An 18,321-nucleotide genomic window follows, 5' to 3' on the forward strand; every position below is an offset into this window, starting at 1 on the left:
CCCCCCCCCCCCCCCCCCCCCCCCCCCCCCCCCCCCCCCCCCCCCCCCCCCCCCCCCCCCCCCCCCCCCCCCCCCCCCCCCCCCCCCCCCCCACCGCCCTGTCCGGCTGCGGTACGGCTTCCAGCCGGGCGCGAGGGTGTCAGGGCGTCCGGCCGGGGCCTGCTGGGCCTGTGCTGCTTCGTCCAGGTGGGTGCGGTTGGCGTGGTGGATGTCGTACATGAGAGTGGCGAACTGGCGCAGCACGTCGGGCGGGTAGTGGGCCATGGCGCGGCCCAGGCGGTCGGCCAGGGGGAAGAACTGCTCGGCGAGGGCTTTGGCCTGTTCGCCGGCGCGCAGGGTGACCACGCGGCGGTCGCTGTGTTCGCGGGTGCGCACGATGTGGCCGGCCTGTTCCATGCGGTTGAGCAGGGCGGAGGCGGCGGCCGGGGAGAGGCTGATGCGTTCGCTGAGGCGGGCGGCCCCGTAGACCAGGAGCCGGTCCTGCTCCTGCTCCTGCTCCTGCTCCTGCTCCTAGGGTTCGGTGTCTACCAGGTGACCGGGAGTGCCACCGGCCCTCGGATGAGTACGTCCTTCTGCCAGGAAACGGCTGCGGCATCGATGGCCAGCCGCAGGTCGGGGAGGCGTGTGATGAGGGTGGTCAGCAGCAGTTCGGCTTCCATGCGGGCCAGCAGTGGCGCCAGGCAGTGGTGGGGGCCGTAGCCGAAGGCCAGGTGGGGCGGGCCTTCGCGGTCGATGTCGATCCGGTGCGGTGCGGTGTAGCACCGCTCGTCCCAGTTCGCTGCCACGTAGGAGACGTAGACGGCCTCGCCCCGGCGGATCAGCACGCCCTCCATTTCGACATCCTCGGTGGCGATGCGGGCTTGTCCCACGCCGTGCTTGTGGGGGATCCAGCGCAGCAGTTCCTCCACGGCCACCGGTACGGCGTGGGGGTCGGACCGCAGCCGGTTCCTCAGGCTGTCATTGGTGAGCAGGAGATAGACCATGTTGGAGGTGTGGTTGCGTACCGCGTGCCAGCCGTTGATTCCCATCAGCATGGCCAGGGCCAGAACTTCTTCTTCCTCGATCCTGCCGCTCTGGGCCGCGGCTGCCAGTTCGCTGATGAGGTCGTCCTGCGGGCGGAGCTGGCGTTCACGGGCCAGTTCCCGGAAGGCCGCGCGGCCTTCCTCTTTGGCTTGCCGGGCGCGCTCGACCCCGGCCTCGTCTTTCGCCCGGGTCAGGATGGCGCCCGCCCACGAGCGCAGGCGCGGGCGGTCAGCCTCCGGCACGCCCAGCAGCGCTCCGATGACATGCAGGGGGAAGGGGGAGGTCACGTGCTGGACGAGGTCGGCGGGCGGTCCGGCTGCGACCATGGAGTCGATGTGTTCGTCGAGTACGGCTTGAGCGCGCGGCCGCAGGGCTTCCATGCCGGAGCGGTTGAACGCCGAGGAGACCACGGAACGGACGCGGGCGTGGCCTGGCGGGTCGACGAAGCTGACCGCGCGGTCCAGCGGGACGAGATACTTGTTCATGCTGGGCAGGGGCCGGCCGACGATGTCGCGGCTGAACCGGGGATCAGAGGTGACGAACCGGACGGCGTCGTGCCCTGTCGCCAGCCAGCACTCGCCGGGGGCTCCGTGCGGCAGCCGGACTCGGATGACCGGTCCGGCCTGCAGTGCGTCGCGCAGGAAGGGGTCGAAATCGAGGGCGGGCAAGTCTGACACCTCGTACAAGGGAGCGGGTGCGTCCTGCATTACTGGCTCCTCGCCGGTAGGTCATGGCGCAGCGGTGTGAGCTGCTCGATGTCGTAGCGGCGGCGCAGTGCGGCGATGGCGCTGTGGTCCACGGGCCCGTCGGCGGACAGGATCGTCAGGAGTTCTTCGAAGTAGCGTTCGTGGTCCGGGGGTGGGGAGGACTGGAAGAACATCCGGGCCGGGACGTCGGTGGGGTTGGCGAAGGCGTGCGGGCATCCAGGCGGGACCAGGATGACGGTGCCGGGCGTGGCGCGGACCACCCGCTCGCCCTTCGGCGATCGCCATCCCCGCCAGCTGTCCGGGGTGCGCACCCGGGGCTCGAAGGCGAGGACGTCGAGTTCGCCCTCAAGGACGTAGAACAGTTCCTCGCTGCGCGTGTGGACATGCGCGCCGACGTCGAAGCCCGGCGGTACGCGTACTTCGAAGCTCGATGCGAAGCGCGACCGCGCGCCGGTCACTTTGAAGGTCACGTGCTGGGCGGCGGCATGAAGGGTGCGGCCTGCCCCGGGGGGCACGATCAGAGCGCTGTCCGCGGGTGGGGGGACGGTGTGAGAGTGCTCGGTCATCGGGTTTCCTTCCGCAGACGTCACGGCGTGCGGCTCCAGCGGCCCAGTGCCATCTCGGCCGTGATGCCCGGGCCGAACCCGGCCAGGAGGCCGCGCGCCTGGTCGGCGGCGCCGCCTTCGTCGAACAGTCGGCGTAGCGCGTCCAGGACGACGGCGCTCGCGATGTTGCCGTATTCGGTGAGCGTGGCCCGGCTGTGCCGGAACGCTTCCGGTCTGACGTGGAGGAAGGTGCTCAGGTCGTCGAGGATCCGCGGCCCGCCGGCATGCACGATGTAGAAGTCGAGGTCCGAGGCGTCCCAGCCGTGCTCGTCGGCGAGGCTGCGCAGCACGGGGGCGAGCGGCTCCATGGTGCCCGGCACTCGCTTGTCCAGCAGGAAGTGGAAACCCGTGGCCCGTACGTCGTACGCGATCCAGTCCTCCGTCCCCGGGATGAGGTACGAGCCGTTGCGCTCCAGGCGGATACCGTGGCCGCCCGTCCCGCGAACGACCGCTGCGGCCATCCCGTCGCCGAACAGACCATTGGACAGCAGCGATCCGATACCGGTATCGGTGGGCTGATAGCACAGGGAGCAGAACTCGCATGCCACGATCAGCGCGTTCGCCTGCGGATAGGCCGTACAGAAGTCGTGGGCCCGGTTGATGGCCGCCCCGCCCGCCGCGCAGCCCAGCTGAGCGATCGGTATCTGCCGGGTATGGGAGGGGAAACCCATCGTGTTGATCAGCCAGGCAGTGAGCGAGGGCATCATGAACCCGGTGCAGGACACATAGATGATCATGTCGATCTCTGCGGCCGACAGCTCGCCGTCCTCCAGCGCGCGCCGCACGACCAGCGGTACCCGCGCCTTGGCCTCGGCCGCATACAACCTGTTGCGTTGCTCGAAGCCCGGGTGCGCAAGTGTCTCAGCGAGCGGCTGCACGAGGTGCCGGGTCCGCACCCCGGTGTTCTCCATCAAGCGCAACGCGAGACCCAGCTGGGGATGGTCTGCATGCCGCGAGCGTGCGAGCTCGAGCGTCTCCTCCATGGTGATGACGTGCTCCGGAACCGAGACGGCCGGCCGGCACAAGGTCGCCATGCGACCCCCTTACCCCATCGGAGCGAAAGTGCCTCCGTTGCCCCCGACGCGCACTTGTCGATCATCACACATCCGGTTCCCCCCTTCCTGCTCACGGGCCATACGGGTGATCCGAGGAAGACCGCCCCGGGAAGGTGCACTGTGCGGGGCAGGGCAACAACGATGTCGATGACGAGCTCGCCGGGCACGGGGCCAGGGAGCGCCGCTGGCCTGCGACGCGGTCCGGGCGGAACCGTGCCGCAGCCGCTGTATCCGTCTCGGCGGTGACCCGGTTCTCAGAGGATGTCGCCGTCCCAGTCCCACCGGCCCGTATCTCCCGGCTGAGGCTCGTACAGTGCCCGGTCGCCGACGCCGAACTGTCCGATCTCCGTCATCAGCGCGGCCCCGGTGGCGACCTCCTGCGGTGTCCAGCTGGTGATGTCGAGCAGCAGTCCGTCCAGCGGGCCGCCCACCAGCTCCGCGTAAGGACGGCCCGGCCGCGGACCCGGGTGCGGGTCGTCGTAGTCCGTGCCGTAGACCCGGCCGCGCAGCAGCTCCTCGTCCCTGTCCATACAGCAGGCTCCCAGCACCCACCGGCGACACGGGCGTCCTTCGCCCGGGGCAGCGAACGATGTTCGCCGCCCACCACCGCCCGTCGCTCGCACCCAGGAGTGCACCCATGTCCCAGCCCGAACCCACCCCTGCCCCGTCCGAGCCGCCCTGCCCCGCATACCCCGCCACCGCCTGATCGCCGCCCGGCTGCGCGCCCACACCTGGCGGGCCATCTGCCACTTCAGCAAGCCCTTCCTCACCATGCTGGGTTTGCTCACCGCTCCCGTCCTGCTGGCCGACCTCATCTGCGCGATGGCTAACGTGCCGTTTCTCGAAATGCTCGATGCACTCGGCTCCTTCGTCGGGGGCCTCGGCACCCTGGATCTTCTCCACCGTCAGTGACCTGACGTCGACGTTGCTGGCCGACCGCGCGTCCCGGCGGGGGCCAGCAGCGCGGGCTCTACCTGCCCGTCGTACCCCAGTCGCTGGGGAAATCCGTCAGGGCGCGGCGCTGCGCTTCCTCGCGGGCGATCTGCTCGGCGAGCACCTGGCGGTCGACGTAGGGGGCGACGGCGGCGAGGACCAAGCGCTGCAGCTCGTGCGGTTCGAGGGCTTCGGCCTCCCACTGCACCGGGTGTGCGGGGTCGAGGCCGTGGCGGCGGGCGAAGGCCGGCCACTGCGACATCGGTTGCCTGGGCATGGTGGCTTTTCGCGGGCGACGTAGCCGGGCCCCGGTGATTCAAGGCCGGGGCGGGGCCGGGAAACGAGGTTTTGGCGGCCGGTCCCGGAAAGGCGCTCCTATGTGATCTTCACGAGGGCGGGAGCGGCGCCGGCATGACGGCGCAGGCAGAGCAGGCCAGGCCACCGGTGGGGCCGGGGTCCGGCCTGGCCCGTTCCTGCGGAATCTTCATGGGGCGAACGGATCGAGGAGAAGCCTGATGAAACCCCTCACCACTCTCGCCGGCTCGGTGTACGTCGCCCAGTACCTGAACATCAACCTCGACGAGCTGACCGATGAGGCAAGGCATCTGGCATCGGGGTACCGGATCAACTCGGTAGCGGACGATGCGCACTGGTCCATGGCCGCCAGCGAGGTGTTCGCCGCCGGGGTGGAAGAGATGCAGAAGGCTGTGCCCGAGGTGAAGACCTGGCTGGGCAGCGGGGCGAACCAACCTGCCTCCCCGGAACGGACCCTGCCGTTCGTGGACCAGAAGGCCCTCGCGGCGTTCGCCACCGCACGCGGCGAGTCCACCGAGGAGGCGGCCAAGGCGCTGACCGCCGGGCTGGCCGGCTTCATCGACGAGGCCTCGCCCGAGGGGCGTGTCGATGTCGGCCTGGTACGGCAGATGCCGGCCGAGAGTGTCAAGGCGGACGAGGATCCGGAAGCACTGGAGGAGATCTACCGGCGCGTCTTCGGCACCGAGGTGGGCTGCTGGTACGACGAGGACTTGGAGTTCCAGCCTGCTCCTGTGCCCGACCGTCTCAGGCCAGAGCACCGAGCGTCGACCAGCAGCGTGGCGCGTTGCTCCGGCCGGTCGTGCAGGAGCCGTTCATGGAGACAGCGTGCCTCGCCGGTGCCGCGCCAGGGGCGGCGGACCATGACCTCGAAGACGGCGAAGGTGCGCCGGCCGTCCTCGCGCGTGAAGCCGTCCGGCAGCAGGCTGGCAGCAGTGTCCCACCAGGCGGAGCCGGCCGGCAGCGGGGCGCCGAAGGCGTACCCGGTCGCCTCTCCCCCGCTGTCTCCCGTGCGTCCGAGGACAGCGCTCCAGCCGTCCAGGGAAGCGTACATATCGGCGCGCTCGGCGAACCGGTCCACGTCATGGAACGCCACGTCTTCGTCGGCGTGGATTTCGCGGTAGACGTCGAGTAGCAGATCACGGACCTCGTGGTACTGCTCGGCACGGATGAGTTGCAGCAGACTGTCGGGCACGACGCTCATCTCCTATCGGGAGGTGGGGCGGGACGGTGCAGCCAGTCGGCGGCGGCCGGCTCGTAGGACGCGAGGGCGGACAGGCGGATGCGGAACTGCCTGAGCAGGGTGCGGATGCGCGCAGAGGCCAGGGCCGGCCCGGCCAGGGCGAGCACTTGGTCGGCAGTGGCTCATGCCTGCTCGATGTTGCGCTGGGCGACCTGGGACAGGGCGAGCGTGGCGGTGTAGTACGCGCGGTTGCGCACCAAGTCAGGGTGCAACTGAGCCAGGGCGTGGTGGGCGCGATATTCGGCGATATCATACTGCCCGAGGCGCTGGTGGAAGACGGCGGCCAGGCCGTGTAGCTCGGCCGCGTCGTAGAACCGCAGCCAGCCCGGGCGCCGGGCGGTGGTGTCGGCGCGGGTGGACGAGCGCTCGGCGTAGCCCAGGGAGCGCAGGACGGCTTGCCGGTTGGTGTCGATCGCCGCCCAGGCCTCCGTGGTGGTCGCATCCGCGGCCAGCGCATGCAGCGCGCCGCGGACCCGGGACAAGGCCACCGTGCGTTGCAGCAATTCCTGCGCCTGGTCGGCACGGCCCAGTGCCGTCTTCTCCAGGCCGCGGCTGCCGCCGTGCGCATCGTCCTGGTGAGCCAGGGCGTCAATCCGTGCGCGCATGCGCCGTACGTCGCTCATGCCGACCGCGGCGTTCCTCGGCAGGGCGGCGCCACCGGCCGTGGTCACAAAGCGGCGTCGGCGCACCTCGTCCTCCCCCCGCCAGCGGTACGGGGAACGAACCCTAAGCCGGTCGCCGACTGACCGGTCACCATCTGCAGGGCTTGGCGTTGGCGGGCCTGGGGCCATGGAGTTTCTCCGGACAGCCAGCGGAAGACGGTCCGGTCGCTGATACGGCCGCGCCGGCCGGTGAGCTTTTCCAGGGCCGCATTGACCCGGTCGGCCAGCTCGATCGTGGTGAAGCGATGTTGGTTCATCCAGCTGCCGAGCGCCCGGTTTCTCACCCGCTCCATGAGGCCACGGTAGGGCGCCGACCGCCTCCGCTCGGGTAAAGGACGGGTCAACTTGCCAGGGTGCCGACGGGGCGAAAGGACTGCGGTTCGTCATGGTCCGAGCGCCCGGCGCGGCGTTGTCTGTGCGTAAGCCGTTCCGGCGTGCTCCGGCCCCCGCCGCGCGCCGGAACGGGCACCGCGTACGAGAGGGCAGCCGCGCATGGACCAGCACATCCTGTACGACCTCAGCGGCCTGCTGGAGCAGGCCCTGCCGCTCGACCGCGAGCCCTACCTGTCACTGGTCAAAGCCGTCCTGGCCTGGTCCGGTCCCAAGCCGATGCTCCAGCCACGCGACTACGACAGATCGCCCTGCAGCTGACCGGGCACGCCCGGGCCGTGGTCGGCGACGTCCAGCGGCGCTGCGCCGCACTTCCCAAGGACAGCAAGGTGCGGGCCCTGGCCGAAGTCGTTCTCGGGAAACCGAACGGCGCCTGGCGGGACAGCCGCGGGCCACCGTGGCCGGCGTTCAGCACCTCGCCCGGCTTGTGCGGGCACTGTACGAACGCCTTGACCACCTGGACGCCGCAGCGCCAGCTTCCTCCTGACGGCACCCCGGCCACCTTCACGGCAAGGCCATTCCACAGCATCAGCCTCAAAGAGCAACTTCCGGTACGACTGGCACTTACCTCCGATGCCGTCGATGCTGCCGGCGCGTGGGCTGTCACGGGTTCGGCCGGCCGCTGGGGTACTGCCGTGAGCGTGAGCGGCGCAGGAGCGGTGGCGGCTTCGGGGACAGGTACAGCGGGACAGGTACAGAGCGCCGCCCGCAGCCGGCTCACGTCGGCGAGTTCCTCCAGGCGCTCCAGCCGCTCCGGCGAGATGTACGTCGGGGTCGGGTTGACCATCGGGTCCTCCGTGCTTGGGCCGCTCTCCCCGCACCCTCGCCGGTCCCCCGCGTGTCCAGGCCGTGTGCTGTGGCTGCGCCCCGAGAACTGGTGCGGCGACTTCGCCGTCCGTCCCGGGAGGCGGAGCGCCCCTGGTCCGGCCTTCCGGGAGTCCACGCACGGACGCCCCACGGACGGCTAGGTCGTGACTTTCGGATCAGCTTGCGGACCAGATGAAGATGCCCGTGATATGGAGTGCGGCCAGGGAGTCGGTGGCGGTCTGACCGGCGGGCCCTGCCCCCGCGACTCTGGACCCACGTGAACCCGTACGGCCGGTTCGAGCTCGACATGAACAGCCGCCTGGACTTGTCCGTCCGGGCGACGGTGCCTCCCCGCGCACCCCGCGGGGAGAGGCAGTCGCAGCCCCACTGTGAGCGTCGGGGCTGACCGGACATATCCGCAGGTGGCGGCTATGCAGGTTGCAGGAGCGCTTAAGGCGACACCGTCGAGGAAGGCAGGAGTCAGCCGCTTTCCGGCGCACCAGTCCGCTGGCTGGGGTACCGATGATGTTTGTGGGGCGACCCGAAACTTCTGTTACCCGATGCCCGGAATGTCCGCCTAGGCTCGTCCGTACTACGTGATCAAGTCGATCGCCAGCAAGGACTGAGGGAGTGCGGAGCATGACTGAGAACACGCTGCGGGACAAGGTCGCCGTCGTCGGCGGTGGCGAGAAGAACCTGGGCGGGCTGATCAGCAGGACATTCGCGGAGGCCGGGGCGAAGGTGGTGGTGCACTACCACAGCTCCGAGAGCGAGGCCGAGCAGACGGTGAAGGCGATCCAGGAGGCCGGAGGACAGGCCGTCTCCGTCCAGGGGGACCTGACGAAGGTCGCCGACGTAAGGCGGCTCTTCGACACGGCGGTGGACACCTACGGCGGCGCCGACATCGCGGTCAACACCACCGGGATGGTGCTGCGCAAGCCGATCCTGGAGACCACCGAGGAAGAATACGACCGCATGTTCGGCATCAACGCCAAGGCGGCGTACTTCTTCATCCAGGAGGCCGGGCGCCGGCTGAACGACCACGGCAAGATCATCAGCCTGGGCACGTCTCTGCTGGCCGCCTTCACCGACGGCTACTCCACCTACGCCGGCGGCAAGGCGCCGCTCGAGCACTTCACCCGGGCGGCGGCCAAGGAGTTCGCAGACCGCGGGATCTCCGTGAACACGGTGGCTCCGGGGCCGATGGACACGCCGTTCTTCTACCCGCAGGAGACGCCGGAGCGGGTGGAGTTCCACAAGTCGCAGGCGATGGGCAACCAGCTCACCCACATCGAGGACATCGTCCCGATCATCAGGTTCCTGGCCACCGAAGGATGGTGGTTCACCGGTCAGACGATGTTCCCCAACGGCGGCTACACCACCCGCTGACCCCGTGGTCTCCCGGCGTGGGTGCACCGGCCGGGTCAGTCCCGCCGGCGTCGGCGCCCTGCGCGCAACACCAGGAGGTACTGATGACCGCACATCCGAGTGACCCCGCGGTGGCCGCCTTCGTCACCGCCGTCAACGCTGGCGACAAGGGCTCCTTCTTCGCCACGCTGACTGATGACGCCACCATGTCCGACGACGGCACCGACCGTAACCTTTCCGCGTGGGCGGAGCGCGAGATCTTCTCCTCGAACGGCCGCATGGACATCGAGGACGTCTCGGCCGACGGCCGGACCCTGACGGCCACGTACACCAACTCCACCTGGGGCAGTATGCGCACGCGGTGGGCCTTCACCGTCACCGACGGCCGCATCAGCCGCTTCGAAACCGGCCAAGCCTGAGGGGCCCTTCCCGCCCGCCATGCCGGGTTCGGTGCGCCCACGGGACCACCCGCGTGGCGGCACGGCTTGCCCACCGACCCGCTCATGGCCGGTGGGCAAGCCGTGCCGGTGGTACCGGGGGATGCGTACAGCACGACACCATGCCATCCAGGCCGCCGATCGCGGTCCGGGCGGGCCGGCCTGCTCGGTGTCTCTGCCCGTGGCGTCCCGGTCGGGCGGAAAGGACGGGACGGCCGATGACGCCGACCGAACGCGGAAGGAAGACGTGATGAGCCGTGGTGCTGACTCTGGGCTTCAGTGCACCCGCCCTAGGAATCGGCGGCGCCGTCCTGGGCATGGGCCTGACGGTGGCCGCCACGCTGGCAGCCAACCTCTTCATCGTCCACCATCAAGCCGAGAGGTGTTGAGGTGCGACTGGACCTGAACAAACTCGATCATCTGATCGCCGTCGCCGAGGAAGGCAGCCTCACCCGTGCCGCCGCCCGGCTCCACCTGTCCCAACAAGCCCTGTCCACCTCCATCCGGGTCCTCGAACGCGAAGTCGGGGTTCCCCTGCTGGAGCGCGGCAGCACCGGCGTCACCGTGCTTCCCGCCGGAGCGGCTCTGCTCGAGGACGCCCGTGTCCTCAACGGCATGACCCGCGCCGCCCTGCACCGCGCCCGGCGCATCGGACGCGGCGAGACCCAGACGCTCCGCATCGGCTACACCCCCGCCGTCACCGGCGACGAACTCGTCACCCTGCTCGCCCCGGTGACCGACACCCACCCCGAAATCACCCCCGAGATCCACCAGCGCTACCCCTCCGAGCTGACCGCCGCCCTCCTCGCCGGCGACCTCGACATCGGCCTGTGCCGCGGAATGATGCCCGCTCACGGTCTGACCCGCACCCCCCTCGGCCACCAGCGCCTGCACATCGCCGTCTCCTCCGACCATCCCCTGGCCGCCCGCACATCCGTGACCCTGCCCGAACTCGCCCACGAGTCCTTCTTGGTCTGGGGCGCCCCCGGCCGCTCCGGCTACACCGACCTCCTCATCGACCACTGCCGCAACGCCGGTTTCGAACCGGACACCGAACGCACCGCCCGCCAAGGCACACCGCCGGCCACCGCCGTTATCGGCACCCGCCGCATCGCCTTCGTCACCACCCCGCCGGGCCCCGCGGCGGGCGGCAAGGCGCACGTCCTCACCCTCGAGCCCCCCACCCACGCGCCACTCCACGCGCTCTACCTCCCCCACACCACCTGCCCCAGCCGCACCACGTTCCTCACCCACGTGAGGCTGTGAGCACGAACCATCACACGACAAGGCGCCGGACACCTACTGGCGTGACCGGGGCCCGCTCCATGCCGCGACGTGGGTGTGCGCCACCACCCGTCGGGCGGTGGCGCACTGGCCGATCGTCAGCGGTATCCCGCGGACGTCATCGGCGGGTCGGCGGCGTCCCTTCGTACGGAGTCCGGGCAGAAAACAGGACTGAGCCGGGTGGGGTGAGCGCCGAGCGTGCCCGCAGCCCGTGCGGGCACGTCTGGTGAACAGCCTCCGGAGGGCGTCCTCGCACGCCAACGCTTCCTCGGCGTACCCCATGCCCCAGGCCCCATGCGAAGCGCAGCTGTGCCTCGCGGTGCGTCGGCCGGGGGATCACCCCGCACGTCGGCGAGCTGGTGCCGGTCCGACTTGCGAGGTCCAGCCGTCCGGCTGTGCTGCTGCCTGATTTGCAAGGTACGGACACAAGGACAGCCACACTCTGGTGGCTCGCGCGCGTTCGGCCGGAAGTGTTTCGCAACGGAGTGCTCCGGTTCAGGACGCAGGCTGTGGGCAGAGTTCCTTGACCGTCGGGTCCGCAAGGAGCCGGGGCCAGTTGTTGGCCCTGCTGAGACCGCAGATGCGGGTGGCGACATCGTCGATGTCCGTGCTCCACAGACGTGCAGTGCCGTTCTGGCCGCGGGTGGCCACCGTACCGCCGTCGGGGGAGAACATCACCTTCAGCACCGCGTCGGTGTGGCCGGTGAGTACGGCGGTCGTCCGGCGGGAGCGCAGGTCCCACAGGCGGGCGGTGTGGTCCGTGCCGGCGGTGGCCAGGGTGCGGCCGTCGGGGCTGAAGGCCAGCGCCGACAGGGCGTTGGTGTGGCCGGTGAGGGTGGCCGATCGCCGGTGTGAGGCGGTGTCCCACAGGCGGGTGGTGCTGTCGGTGCCGGCGGTGGCCAGGGTGCGGCCGTCGGGGCTGAAGGCCAGTGCGGCGATGGCGTAGCTGTGGCTTTTCAGGGTGGCGGACATGCGGTGGAAGTCCACTGCCCACAGGCGGGTGGTGCCGCCGATTCCGGCTGTGGCTACCGTACGGCCGTCAGGGCTGACGGCGACCGCGGTGGTCGTGCCGGGAGCTCCGGTCAACGTGGCGGTGGTGCGGCCGGTGGCGACGTCCCACCGGCGTATGGTCCCGTCGGCTCCGCAGGTGATCAGTGTCCGGTTGTCGCCGCTGAAGGCCATCGAGCGGATGACGCCGGGAGGCCCGCGCAGGGGGGTGGTCTGCCGTCCGGCGAGCATGTTCCACAGGCGTACGGTGCCGTCCTTGTCGGCGATGGCCAGGATGCGGCCATCGGCCGTCGTGGCCCCTTCCAAGGGGGCGGAACGGATGCGGGGCATGGCCGGTCCCGGTGCTTTCGGAGTCCACCACGCCACACCATGGAGGTAATCGAAGGCGGCCTGGGCGCCGCTGCCGTCCGCGAACGCGGTGGAGGTGGCAATGCCCGAACGGCCGGTCAGGACGGTGATCTTCCGGTGAGAGGCGGTGTTCCACAGATGCACGGTGTGATCTTGGTCGGCGGTGGCCAGAACCCGCCCGTCGGGGGAGAACGCGACCCCGTGGACAGCGCCGTTTCCGGTGAAGGCGGCCAGTGGCCGGTGTGTGCGCAGGTCCCAGAGGCGAGCGGAGCGGTCGCTGCTCGCGGTGGCCAGGACGCGTCCGTCCGGCGAGAACGCCACATCCTGCACCATCTGTGTGTGGCCGGTGAGGGCAGCAGTCTGCCGGTGGGAACGGGTGTCCCAGAGTGTGACGCCGCGGTCGCTGCTCGCGGTGGCCAGCGTGCGGCCGTCGGGGGAGAACGCCACCCGCATCACCGCCTCGTTCCGGCCGGTGAGGGTGGCGGTCATCCGGTGCGAGGCCACGTCCCACAGGCGGGTGGTGCGCTCACCGCCCGCGGTGGCCAGCGTACGGCCGTCGGGGGAGAACGCCACCCGCATCACCGCCTCGTCCTGGCCGGTGAGGGTGGCGGTCATCCGGTGCGAGGCCACGTCCCACAGGCGGGTGGTGCGGTCGCTGCCGGCGCTGGCCAGCGTACGGCCGTCGGGGGAGAACGCCACCCCTTCGACCATGTTGGTGTGGCCGGTGAGGGTGGCGGTGGTCCGGTAGGTACGGGTGTCCCAGAGTTTGATGCTTCGATCGTTGCCGGCGGTCGCCAGGACACGCCCGTCGGGGGAGAACGCCAGGTCGTTGACCGAGTCGGTATGGCCGGTGAGCGTCGCGATGAGGCGGTGGGAGCGGGTGTCCCACATTTTGACGCTGTGATCGTAGCTGGCGGTGGCCAGAGTGCGGCCGTCGGGAGAGAACGCCACACCGTCCACTACGTCGGTGTGGCCGGTGAGTTGGTTCGCGTAGTACCCGGCGTAGGAACTGAGCAGGCTGCTGCGGGCCTCGACGGTAGGCGCCTGCCGGTACCCCTGCAGGGCAAGAAGCATGGCGGCCTCTGGGTGCTGGCCGGTCATCGCCTCGGCGCGGGCGGCCAGCTCGCGGGAGACCGCGAGACGGCGCTGGGTGTCGGCGTCGAAGGCCTTCTGCACGGCGGAGGTTGTCGCGGCGAGCGCCAGGACCAGCAGGATGCTGAGCGCCGCGACGAGCTGGCGGGTACGACGGGTCTGGCGCTGTGCAGCGACGAGGCTGGCCTGGAGGAAGGCGTCCTCCAACGGCGTGAGGTGGGCGCGGTGCCGCGACGAGGCGAAGAGGTCCTTGGCCGCGGAAAGCCGCGTGCCGCGGTAGAGAGCGCCGGGATCACGCTGAAGCTGGTCCCAGGCTTGGGCCGCTTCGGTCAGTTTGCGGTGAGCGACCAAGCGCTCACGGTCTTCTTCGATCCACCTGCTGAGCCGGGGCCAGGAGGTGATCAAGGCCTCGTGGGCGATGTCGGCGTTCTCGTCGTCGACGGTGATCAGGCGGGAGCGGGCCAAGGCTTCCAGGGCGGCAGCGCGATCCGCCGGATGCCCGGTCCATGTCTCGCTGTGGGCCAGGGGACGCCGGGTGTCCTGTGCGCCCTCTCCCGGGGTGATCATCCGCAGCAGGATGCGGCGGGCCGCTGCGGCCTGTGGGGGCGTGAGGCGGGTGTAGAGGTCTTCGGCGGTGCGGGCGATGGCGCTGTGGATGCCGCCGGCGGCTTCATAGGCGTCCAGGGTGAGGGTACGGCCCCGGCGCCGGCGCCAGGTTTCCAGCAGGGCATGTGAGAGCAGCGGCAGGGCGCCGGGCTCATGGCCGACTTCCTGAATCAGGCGGGCGGTCAGGGTACGTTCCACGAAGAGGCCCGCGGCCGTGGCGGGCTTGATGATCGCCTGGCGCAGCTCGGCCGGGCTCATCGGCGCGACCGGCACCGTGGCTTCGCGTACGGCGGCGGCCAGGCCGGGCAGTTCCAGGATGCGGCCGTAGAAGTCCGCCCGTACTCCCAGCACCACGCGCAGGCGGCTGGTTGCCTTCCGGGCAGCCAGCAGTAGTTCGATGAAGCCTGTCCGTTGGTGCGTGTCGTGGCAGAGCGTGAAGAGTTCCTCGAACTGATCTACGATCAGCCAGGTGTCTCCCCCTCCCCCCTCCAGTTCTGCCGGGACGCAGCGTGCACGGTGCATGTGCAGCGGCCGGGGCCCGGGAGTGAGGATGCGCAGTGCTGCGGGCTGCGGCAACGGGCCGGTGGTGCGCTGCAAACGAGGGATCAGGCCGGCCCGTAAGAGCGATGACTTGCCGCTGCCGGACGGGCCCACCACCACCGTGATTCGGTGGGAGACCACGCAGTCCACCAGCGTCGCAACGAGGGCGTCCCGGCCGAAGAACCGGTCTTGGTCCGCCGCCTCGAACCGGGCCAGCCCGCGGTAAGGCGGCTCGGCCCCCTCCGCCGCTCGCTCCGGAGGCATGGCCGCCGCCTCGCGCGCGGCCCGGCGCCAGCGCTCCTCCCACTCCCTCGCGTCACCACCACAGGCCCGGACATACGCCAGCACCGTGGACAGCGAAGGAAGCTGCTCTCCGGAAGCGGCCCGCGACAGCGTCGGAGCCGAGCACTCCACTCGCTGTGCCATTGCCCGGTAGGTGATCCCGCCCGCCTCCCGACGCAGCTTCCGCAACTCATCGGCGAACCGCTGCACCGGACCCGCGGCCGGATCCAGCGGAAGCTCACGACGCCCCAACCGTGCCACTCCCCCCGAACGGAAACACCATCGGCCCAGCCCAGCACGGTCCGCTCCTGGGCCAGAAGACGACTGTCGGCCAACCCCCGAACCGCACCGCTCGGGCGTAGCTTTTGATTCGACCCACGTGACGGCCCTGCGCATCAAACCCGGCCTCCGAAAACTCAGGAACTGACGCGGCCATCGGGCCCGGCGCAGCACGGTCGCAAGACCCGCTGCCCGGCGACCGCCCGCGACCGGTCAGACCATCCGAACGACCACCCTCCCGGCCACACGGATCTGCCTGGGCGAGCGAGGGCGTCGTAAGAGCACGCAAGCCAAGGAGGAACATGCGCGTCATCCGTCACACAGCTCCAGTGGGGATCGCCGCCGCGGCACTGGCCATCGGCGCCATCGCACCGGCGAACTCCGCCACTCCCACGCCGCAGCCCCGCCCCCAGAAGATCACCGCGGCCCAGAAGCAGACCAGCAGCCCGAAAGCCCGCATCCCCTGGCACTCCTCACTCCCTCGCTGTGCGCGGCACGGCACGCTGAACACCTCCGGCTACACCGACAAGCTCAAGGTCACGAACAAGTGCGGCCGCAAGATCGGCTACAAGGTGAACGTCAAGCACGGCAGCGACTTCGTGTGCCACATGGTCAAGAAGAACAAGTCACAGAACTTCAAGTGGAAATGGCCCGCGGCCATCGAAAAGGTCAAGCGCTGCCACTGACCGGGCCGCGGAACCGTACACGGCCTGAGTAGGCAACACACAGGAAACGAAGCGTCGGCAGATATGAGCCGAGGCCTCCGCAGCGAGCTGCGGAGGCCTCGGCCTGCATAGCCGCGGTGGTCTCGATGCCGGGCCGTTCGGCCAGCCATGTCGCGAGCGTGTCCGCCTCCAGGGCGGGCAGGAGGCCGACCGAGCGGCCTTACTTCGCCGCGGTCGGGCTCACCGACCGATTCGATGGGCAATGAAGCGCTCCCTGATACCCACCCGATACACATCCTCAAGTTCAGTCCGTGACGACCTGTCGGCCGGGCGACGGACAGGCCGGGGCGCCCGGCCCCCGAACCGTACGCCCCGGCTCTCGTCCACTACGACGACCGGAGCACCAGCAGCTGAAACTTGCGCCCGCCCCGGTGAGCCGCGTCTCCTCCAAAGCCCTACTTCTCGGGATCGTTCGATCTCCGGTTGGCGTGGGTGTCCCGTCCGGGGCCGTCGGCCTGCACGGCGCCGATCACGATCGGCGAGCGGTGCTTGGCCGGGGCGTGGTGCGCAGTGGCCGACGCGGGCAGCGCCACGGTGGCGGCCAGGGCGGCCGAGCCGAGGACGGCGGTGACGAGACGTGGTGCGAAGCGGATCACGTAGACCTCCTGCGAACAGCCCCCGAGACGAGGGCCGGTGAACCCGATGCCCGGGCCATCGCCGGATGAGGACCGCAGGGAGGCCACCGCCCACCACCTCGTTGAAAACGTGACTGGCCATTACAGAACACGGCCATTGGCACACCAGATACGCGACCGGCGCGCACGCCCCCGCCTCCGACGTCCCGCACGCGCCACCCGTGTCCGCCGCCCCGCTGACCAGCACCGCGGCACGGTCCCTGATCACAAGGGGGACGAGCCAGGAGTTGGGTGGCTGAGCTCTGAGGCGGCTCCTCTAGGTTGCGGCCATGGAACAACACACCCCGATGCCCGAGCCGCTGCGGCTAGCGGTTCACCAACTGCTCTCCGAGGCGGTCGACAACTGTCGCGACGTGCTGCGGTACGGCGAACCTGATCAGATGCACACCTGTAAGCGGATGATGCTGTACCGCGCCACGGACGCGGCGGACACGATGAACATGGCAGGCATGCTGATCGCCGCGTACTGCCAGCGCACAGGCGTGTCTCGCGACTCCCTCACTCGCCACCTGCAACTGAGTCAGCAGCAAGGGGCGCTGGAGGTGCCGCAGCCGGCACCCGCGTAACGGCCGGGTCGCGGAGTCGCTGGGCCCCGGAGGGCCTGGCGCGCAACCGGGTGAACTCGAACAAGTTGTTCACGCACTGGCCGGACATGCTGCGGGTGGCCGGCTCCCTGGCGTGCGAGCAGGTCCACGCGTACGACCTGCTGCGGGTGGTCGACCCGGACGACAACATCTACCGCAGGCAGATGAACCGGCAACGCACGGTGCAGGAATCCCCCCACAAGCTGGCGAGGGACATCTGCCATGGCAAGCGCAGGCAGATCATGCAGGCGTACCGGGAGGGGCAGGAGGACCAGCTTGGTGCGCTCGGCCTGGTCCTGGACGCCGCGGTGCTGTGGACGACCCGCTACCTGGATGCCGCCGTTACCCAGCTGCGGGCCTTGCCCGCCGAGGAGCGGGAGTACGACGTCCCGGACGAGGACGTCGCCCGCCTGTCTCCGCTGCGCCACGCGAACCTCAACTACCTGGGCCGCTACGGCTTCCGCGCAACCGTTCCGGCAGGCGGCGGCCTGTGCCTACTGTGCGACGCGACCGCCGGCGGCGGCGCGGACGAGGACGACGAGCGGTGACACGGTCCGATGCCCCGGCCGGCCTGGCGCCCCAGATGGGGCTGGGGTGGACCGACCGGGTCCGCGCTCCCGAGCGGCTCGACGAGGGTCTGGACGAGTTCGGCAATCCGGTTACGGGAAAGTGGATACTCGAGGGCATCGACCAGGAGCTGTGGGAGCGGATCCGGGGCGCCACGATCGAGGGCCACCTGGGCACCCAGTCCAAGGTGCTCAAGGGCTTCACCCGGGCGTGCGTCTGCACCCGCGACACTGCGACCTCGTCGACCGTCAGAGGCCGGTGCAGTCTGGTCAGGAGGGGCAGAGGCGTGATCGTGCGCATGGTCTACTGTCCGGCTGGGCCTGACCAGCGGCGGACGAGCGCGATCAGGGAAGGTCCCCCGCGGAAGCACCACAGGGCGATGACCGGATCGCAGATGGGTGCGGCTCTTCCTGAGTGAGATCGCGGTCAAGCCGTGAGAGCGTATCGATGCTGGTCAGCTGGGTAGAGACGGCGGTGCTCGGCAGCGAGGTGGTATTTCCAGTAGGTGTCGAGGTCGCTGTTGGCGGCGACGGTACGGAGTTTGAGGACGGCTTCGGCGCCGTCGAGGCCCCAGCGAGCTCCGCTGATGTCGAGGCGGTCGGCGACAAGGTGCCTGGCTGCTCCCTCGATGATTCCGGTGGCGATGGGCCAGCCGGCGGCGAGGGCCTGGCCGTAGCGGAGGAACTTGCTGTTGTTCCGCAGGTAGCGGACGCAGGTGTCCACGCCGTGGCGCTGTTCGCCGGTCAGTTCGGCCGCGTCGGCCTGGTTCTGGAGGGTGTCGGCGGCCTCGGCGGCATGACCTGCGAGAACAGCGAGGGCATGGGTGGCG

Annotated in this window: 20 protein-coding genes and 2 pseudogenes; 11 read left to right on the forward strand and 11 right to left on the reverse strand. The window is 70.0% G+C overall.

Annotated elements, in window-relative coordinates:
- The 5 genes from ACZ4Z1_RS41440 to ACZ4Z1_RS41460 form a co-directional block, all read right to left on the reverse strand.
- Positions 1-471 (reverse strand): MarR family winged helix-turn-helix transcriptional regulator (locus ACZ4Z1_RS41440; RefSeq protein WP_468491908.1); only part of this gene is annotated, 471 nt, incomplete at its 3' end.
- Positions 472-524: 53 nt separating this feature from the next.
- Complete coding sequence (locus ACZ4Z1_RS41445) at positions 525-1,700, reverse strand: cytochrome P450 (RefSeq protein ID WP_468491889.1); 1,176 nt, start codon at positions 1,698-1,700, stop codon at positions 525-527.
- Positions 1,701-1,729: 29 nt separating this feature from the next.
- Positions 1,730-2,296: a cupin domain-containing protein gene (locus ACZ4Z1_RS41450; protein WP_468491890.1), complete on the reverse strand. Its 567-nt coding sequence runs from the start codon at positions 2,294-2,296 to the stop codon at positions 1,730-1,732.
- 20 nt (positions 2,297-2,316) lie between these two features.
- Positions 2,317-3,369 (reverse strand): type III polyketide synthase, encoded by a 1,053-nt coding sequence (locus tag ACZ4Z1_RS41455; protein ID WP_468491891.1) that lies wholly within the window; start codon positions 3,367-3,369, stop codon positions 2,317-2,319.
- A 275-nt stretch (positions 3,370-3,644) separates the two neighbouring features.
- The gene (locus tag ACZ4Z1_RS41460) at positions 3,645-3,920 is read right to left on the reverse strand and encodes a hypothetical protein (protein ID WP_468491892.1); all 276 of its coding nucleotides are present in this window, start codon (positions 3,918-3,920) and stop codon (positions 3,645-3,647) included.
- A gap of 241 nt (positions 3,921-4,161) precedes the next feature.
- Here ACZ4Z1_RS41460 and ACZ4Z1_RS41465 point away from each other — a divergent pair, with 241 nt between their 5' ends.
- The gene (locus ACZ4Z1_RS41465) at positions 4,162-4,302 is read left to right on the forward strand and encodes a hypothetical protein (protein WP_468491893.1); all 141 of its coding nucleotides are present in this window, start codon (positions 4,162-4,164) and stop codon (positions 4,300-4,302) included.
- Between the two features lie 58 nt (positions 4,303-4,360).
- On the opposite strand, the gene ACZ4Z1_RS41470 is transcribed toward ACZ4Z1_RS41465, so the two are convergent.
- Positions 4,361-4,600, reverse strand: a complete 240-nt coding sequence (locus ACZ4Z1_RS41470; RefSeq protein ID WP_468491894.1) for a hypothetical protein — start codon at positions 4,598-4,600, stop codon at positions 4,361-4,363.
- Between the two features lie 238 nt (positions 4,601-4,838).
- Here ACZ4Z1_RS41470 and ACZ4Z1_RS41475 point away from each other — a divergent pair, with 238 nt between their 5' ends.
- Complete coding sequence (locus tag ACZ4Z1_RS41475) at positions 4,839-5,759, forward strand: hypothetical protein (protein WP_468491895.1); 921 nt, start codon at positions 4,839-4,841, stop codon at positions 5,757-5,759.
- Positions 5,760-6,000: 241 nt separating this feature from the next.
- Here ACZ4Z1_RS41475 and ACZ4Z1_RS41480 read toward each other — a convergent pair whose 3' ends face one another.
- Complete coding sequence (locus ACZ4Z1_RS41480) at positions 6,001-6,483, reverse strand: hypothetical protein (RefSeq protein ID WP_468491896.1); 483 nt, start codon at positions 6,481-6,483, stop codon at positions 6,001-6,003.
- A 62-nt stretch (positions 6,484-6,545) separates the two neighbouring features.
- The gene (locus ACZ4Z1_RS41485) at positions 6,546-6,833 is read right to left on the reverse strand and encodes a hypothetical protein (RefSeq protein ID WP_468491897.1); all 288 of its coding nucleotides are present in this window, start codon (positions 6,831-6,833) and stop codon (positions 6,546-6,548) included.
- A gap of 199 nt (positions 6,834-7,032) precedes the next feature.
- Here ACZ4Z1_RS41485 and ACZ4Z1_RS41490 point away from each other — a divergent pair, with 199 nt between their 5' ends.
- The 5 genes from ACZ4Z1_RS41490 to ACZ4Z1_RS41510 all read left to right on the forward strand — a co-directional run bounded on the left by ACZ4Z1_RS41490 (position 7,033) and on the right by ACZ4Z1_RS41510 (position 10,808).
- Positions 7,033-7,191 carry a hypothetical protein gene (locus ACZ4Z1_RS41490; RefSeq protein WP_468491898.1) on the forward strand — a complete coding sequence of 53 codons (159 nt, stop codon included), beginning with the start codon at positions 7,033-7,035 and terminating at the stop codon, positions 7,189-7,191.
- A gap of 1,185 nt (positions 7,192-8,376) precedes the next feature.
- Positions 8,377-9,126, forward strand: a complete 750-nt coding sequence (locus ACZ4Z1_RS41495) for an SDR family oxidoreductase (RefSeq protein ID WP_468491899.1) — start codon at positions 8,377-8,379, stop codon at positions 9,124-9,126.
- 83 nt (positions 9,127-9,209) lie between these two features.
- Positions 9,210-9,524, forward strand: a complete 315-nt coding sequence (locus tag ACZ4Z1_RS41500; protein WP_468491900.1) for a nuclear transport factor 2 family protein — start codon at positions 9,210-9,212, stop codon at positions 9,522-9,524.
- A gap of 275 nt (positions 9,525-9,799) precedes the next feature.
- Positions 9,800-9,931: a hypothetical protein gene (locus tag ACZ4Z1_RS41505; protein ID WP_468491901.1), complete on the forward strand. Its 132-nt coding sequence runs from the start codon at positions 9,800-9,802 to the stop codon at positions 9,929-9,931.
- Position 9,932: 1 nt separating this feature from the next.
- Positions 9,933-10,808, forward strand: a complete 876-nt coding sequence (locus ACZ4Z1_RS41510; RefSeq protein WP_468491902.1) for a LysR family transcriptional regulator — start codon at positions 9,933-9,935, stop codon at positions 10,806-10,808.
- Between the two features lie 513 nt (positions 10,809-11,321).
- Here the strand turns inward: ACZ4Z1_RS41510 and ACZ4Z1_RS41515 are convergent.
- Entirely contained in the window at positions 11,322-14,963 is a 3,642-nt protein-coding gene (locus ACZ4Z1_RS41515; protein ID WP_468491903.1) for an nSTAND1 domain-containing NTPase, read from the reverse strand.
- Between the two features lie 320 nt (positions 14,964-15,283).
- Between ACZ4Z1_RS41515 and ACZ4Z1_RS41520 the strand changes: the two genes are divergently transcribed.
- The gene (locus ACZ4Z1_RS41520; protein WP_468491904.1) at positions 15,284-15,667 is read left to right on the forward strand and encodes a hypothetical protein; all 384 of its coding nucleotides are present in this window, start codon (positions 15,284-15,286) and stop codon (positions 15,665-15,667) included.
- A 434-nt stretch (positions 15,668-16,101) separates the two neighbouring features.
- On the opposite strand, the gene ACZ4Z1_RS41525 is transcribed toward ACZ4Z1_RS41520, so the two are convergent.
- Positions 16,102-16,302 carry a hypothetical protein gene (locus ACZ4Z1_RS41525; protein WP_468491905.1) on the reverse strand — a complete coding sequence of 67 codons (201 nt, stop codon included), beginning with the start codon at positions 16,300-16,302 and terminating at the stop codon, positions 16,102-16,104.
- A 308-nt stretch (positions 16,303-16,610) separates the two neighbouring features.
- Between ACZ4Z1_RS41525 and ACZ4Z1_RS41530 the strand changes: the two genes are divergently transcribed.
- The 3 genes and pseudogenes from ACZ4Z1_RS41530 to ACZ4Z1_RS41540 all read left to right on the forward strand — a co-directional run bounded on the left by ACZ4Z1_RS41530 (position 16,611) and on the right by ACZ4Z1_RS41540 (position 17,910).
- Positions 16,611-16,907, forward strand: coding sequence for a hypothetical protein (locus tag ACZ4Z1_RS41530; RefSeq protein ID WP_468491906.1), 297 nt, complete (start codon positions 16,611-16,613; stop codon positions 16,905-16,907).
- 23 nt (positions 16,908-16,930) lie between these two features.
- Positions 16,931-17,473 (forward strand): annotated as a pseudogene (locus tag ACZ4Z1_RS41535) (Tn3 family transposase); the annotation flags it as partial.
- Entirely contained in the window at positions 17,470-17,910 is a 441-nt protein-coding gene (locus ACZ4Z1_RS41540) for a hypothetical protein (protein WP_468491907.1), read from the forward strand. The pseudogene ACZ4Z1_RS41535 and the gene ACZ4Z1_RS41540, both read left to right, overlap by 4 nt.
- Before the next feature lie 8 nt (positions 17,911-17,918).
- On the opposite strand, the pseudogene ACZ4Z1_RS41545 reads toward ACZ4Z1_RS41540, so the two are convergent.
- Positions 17,919-18,321: pseudogene (locus ACZ4Z1_RS41545) on the reverse strand (ISKra4 family transposase); the annotation flags it as partial.

It is taken from the genome of Streptomyces sp. NPDC030165 (assembly GCF_055573595.1).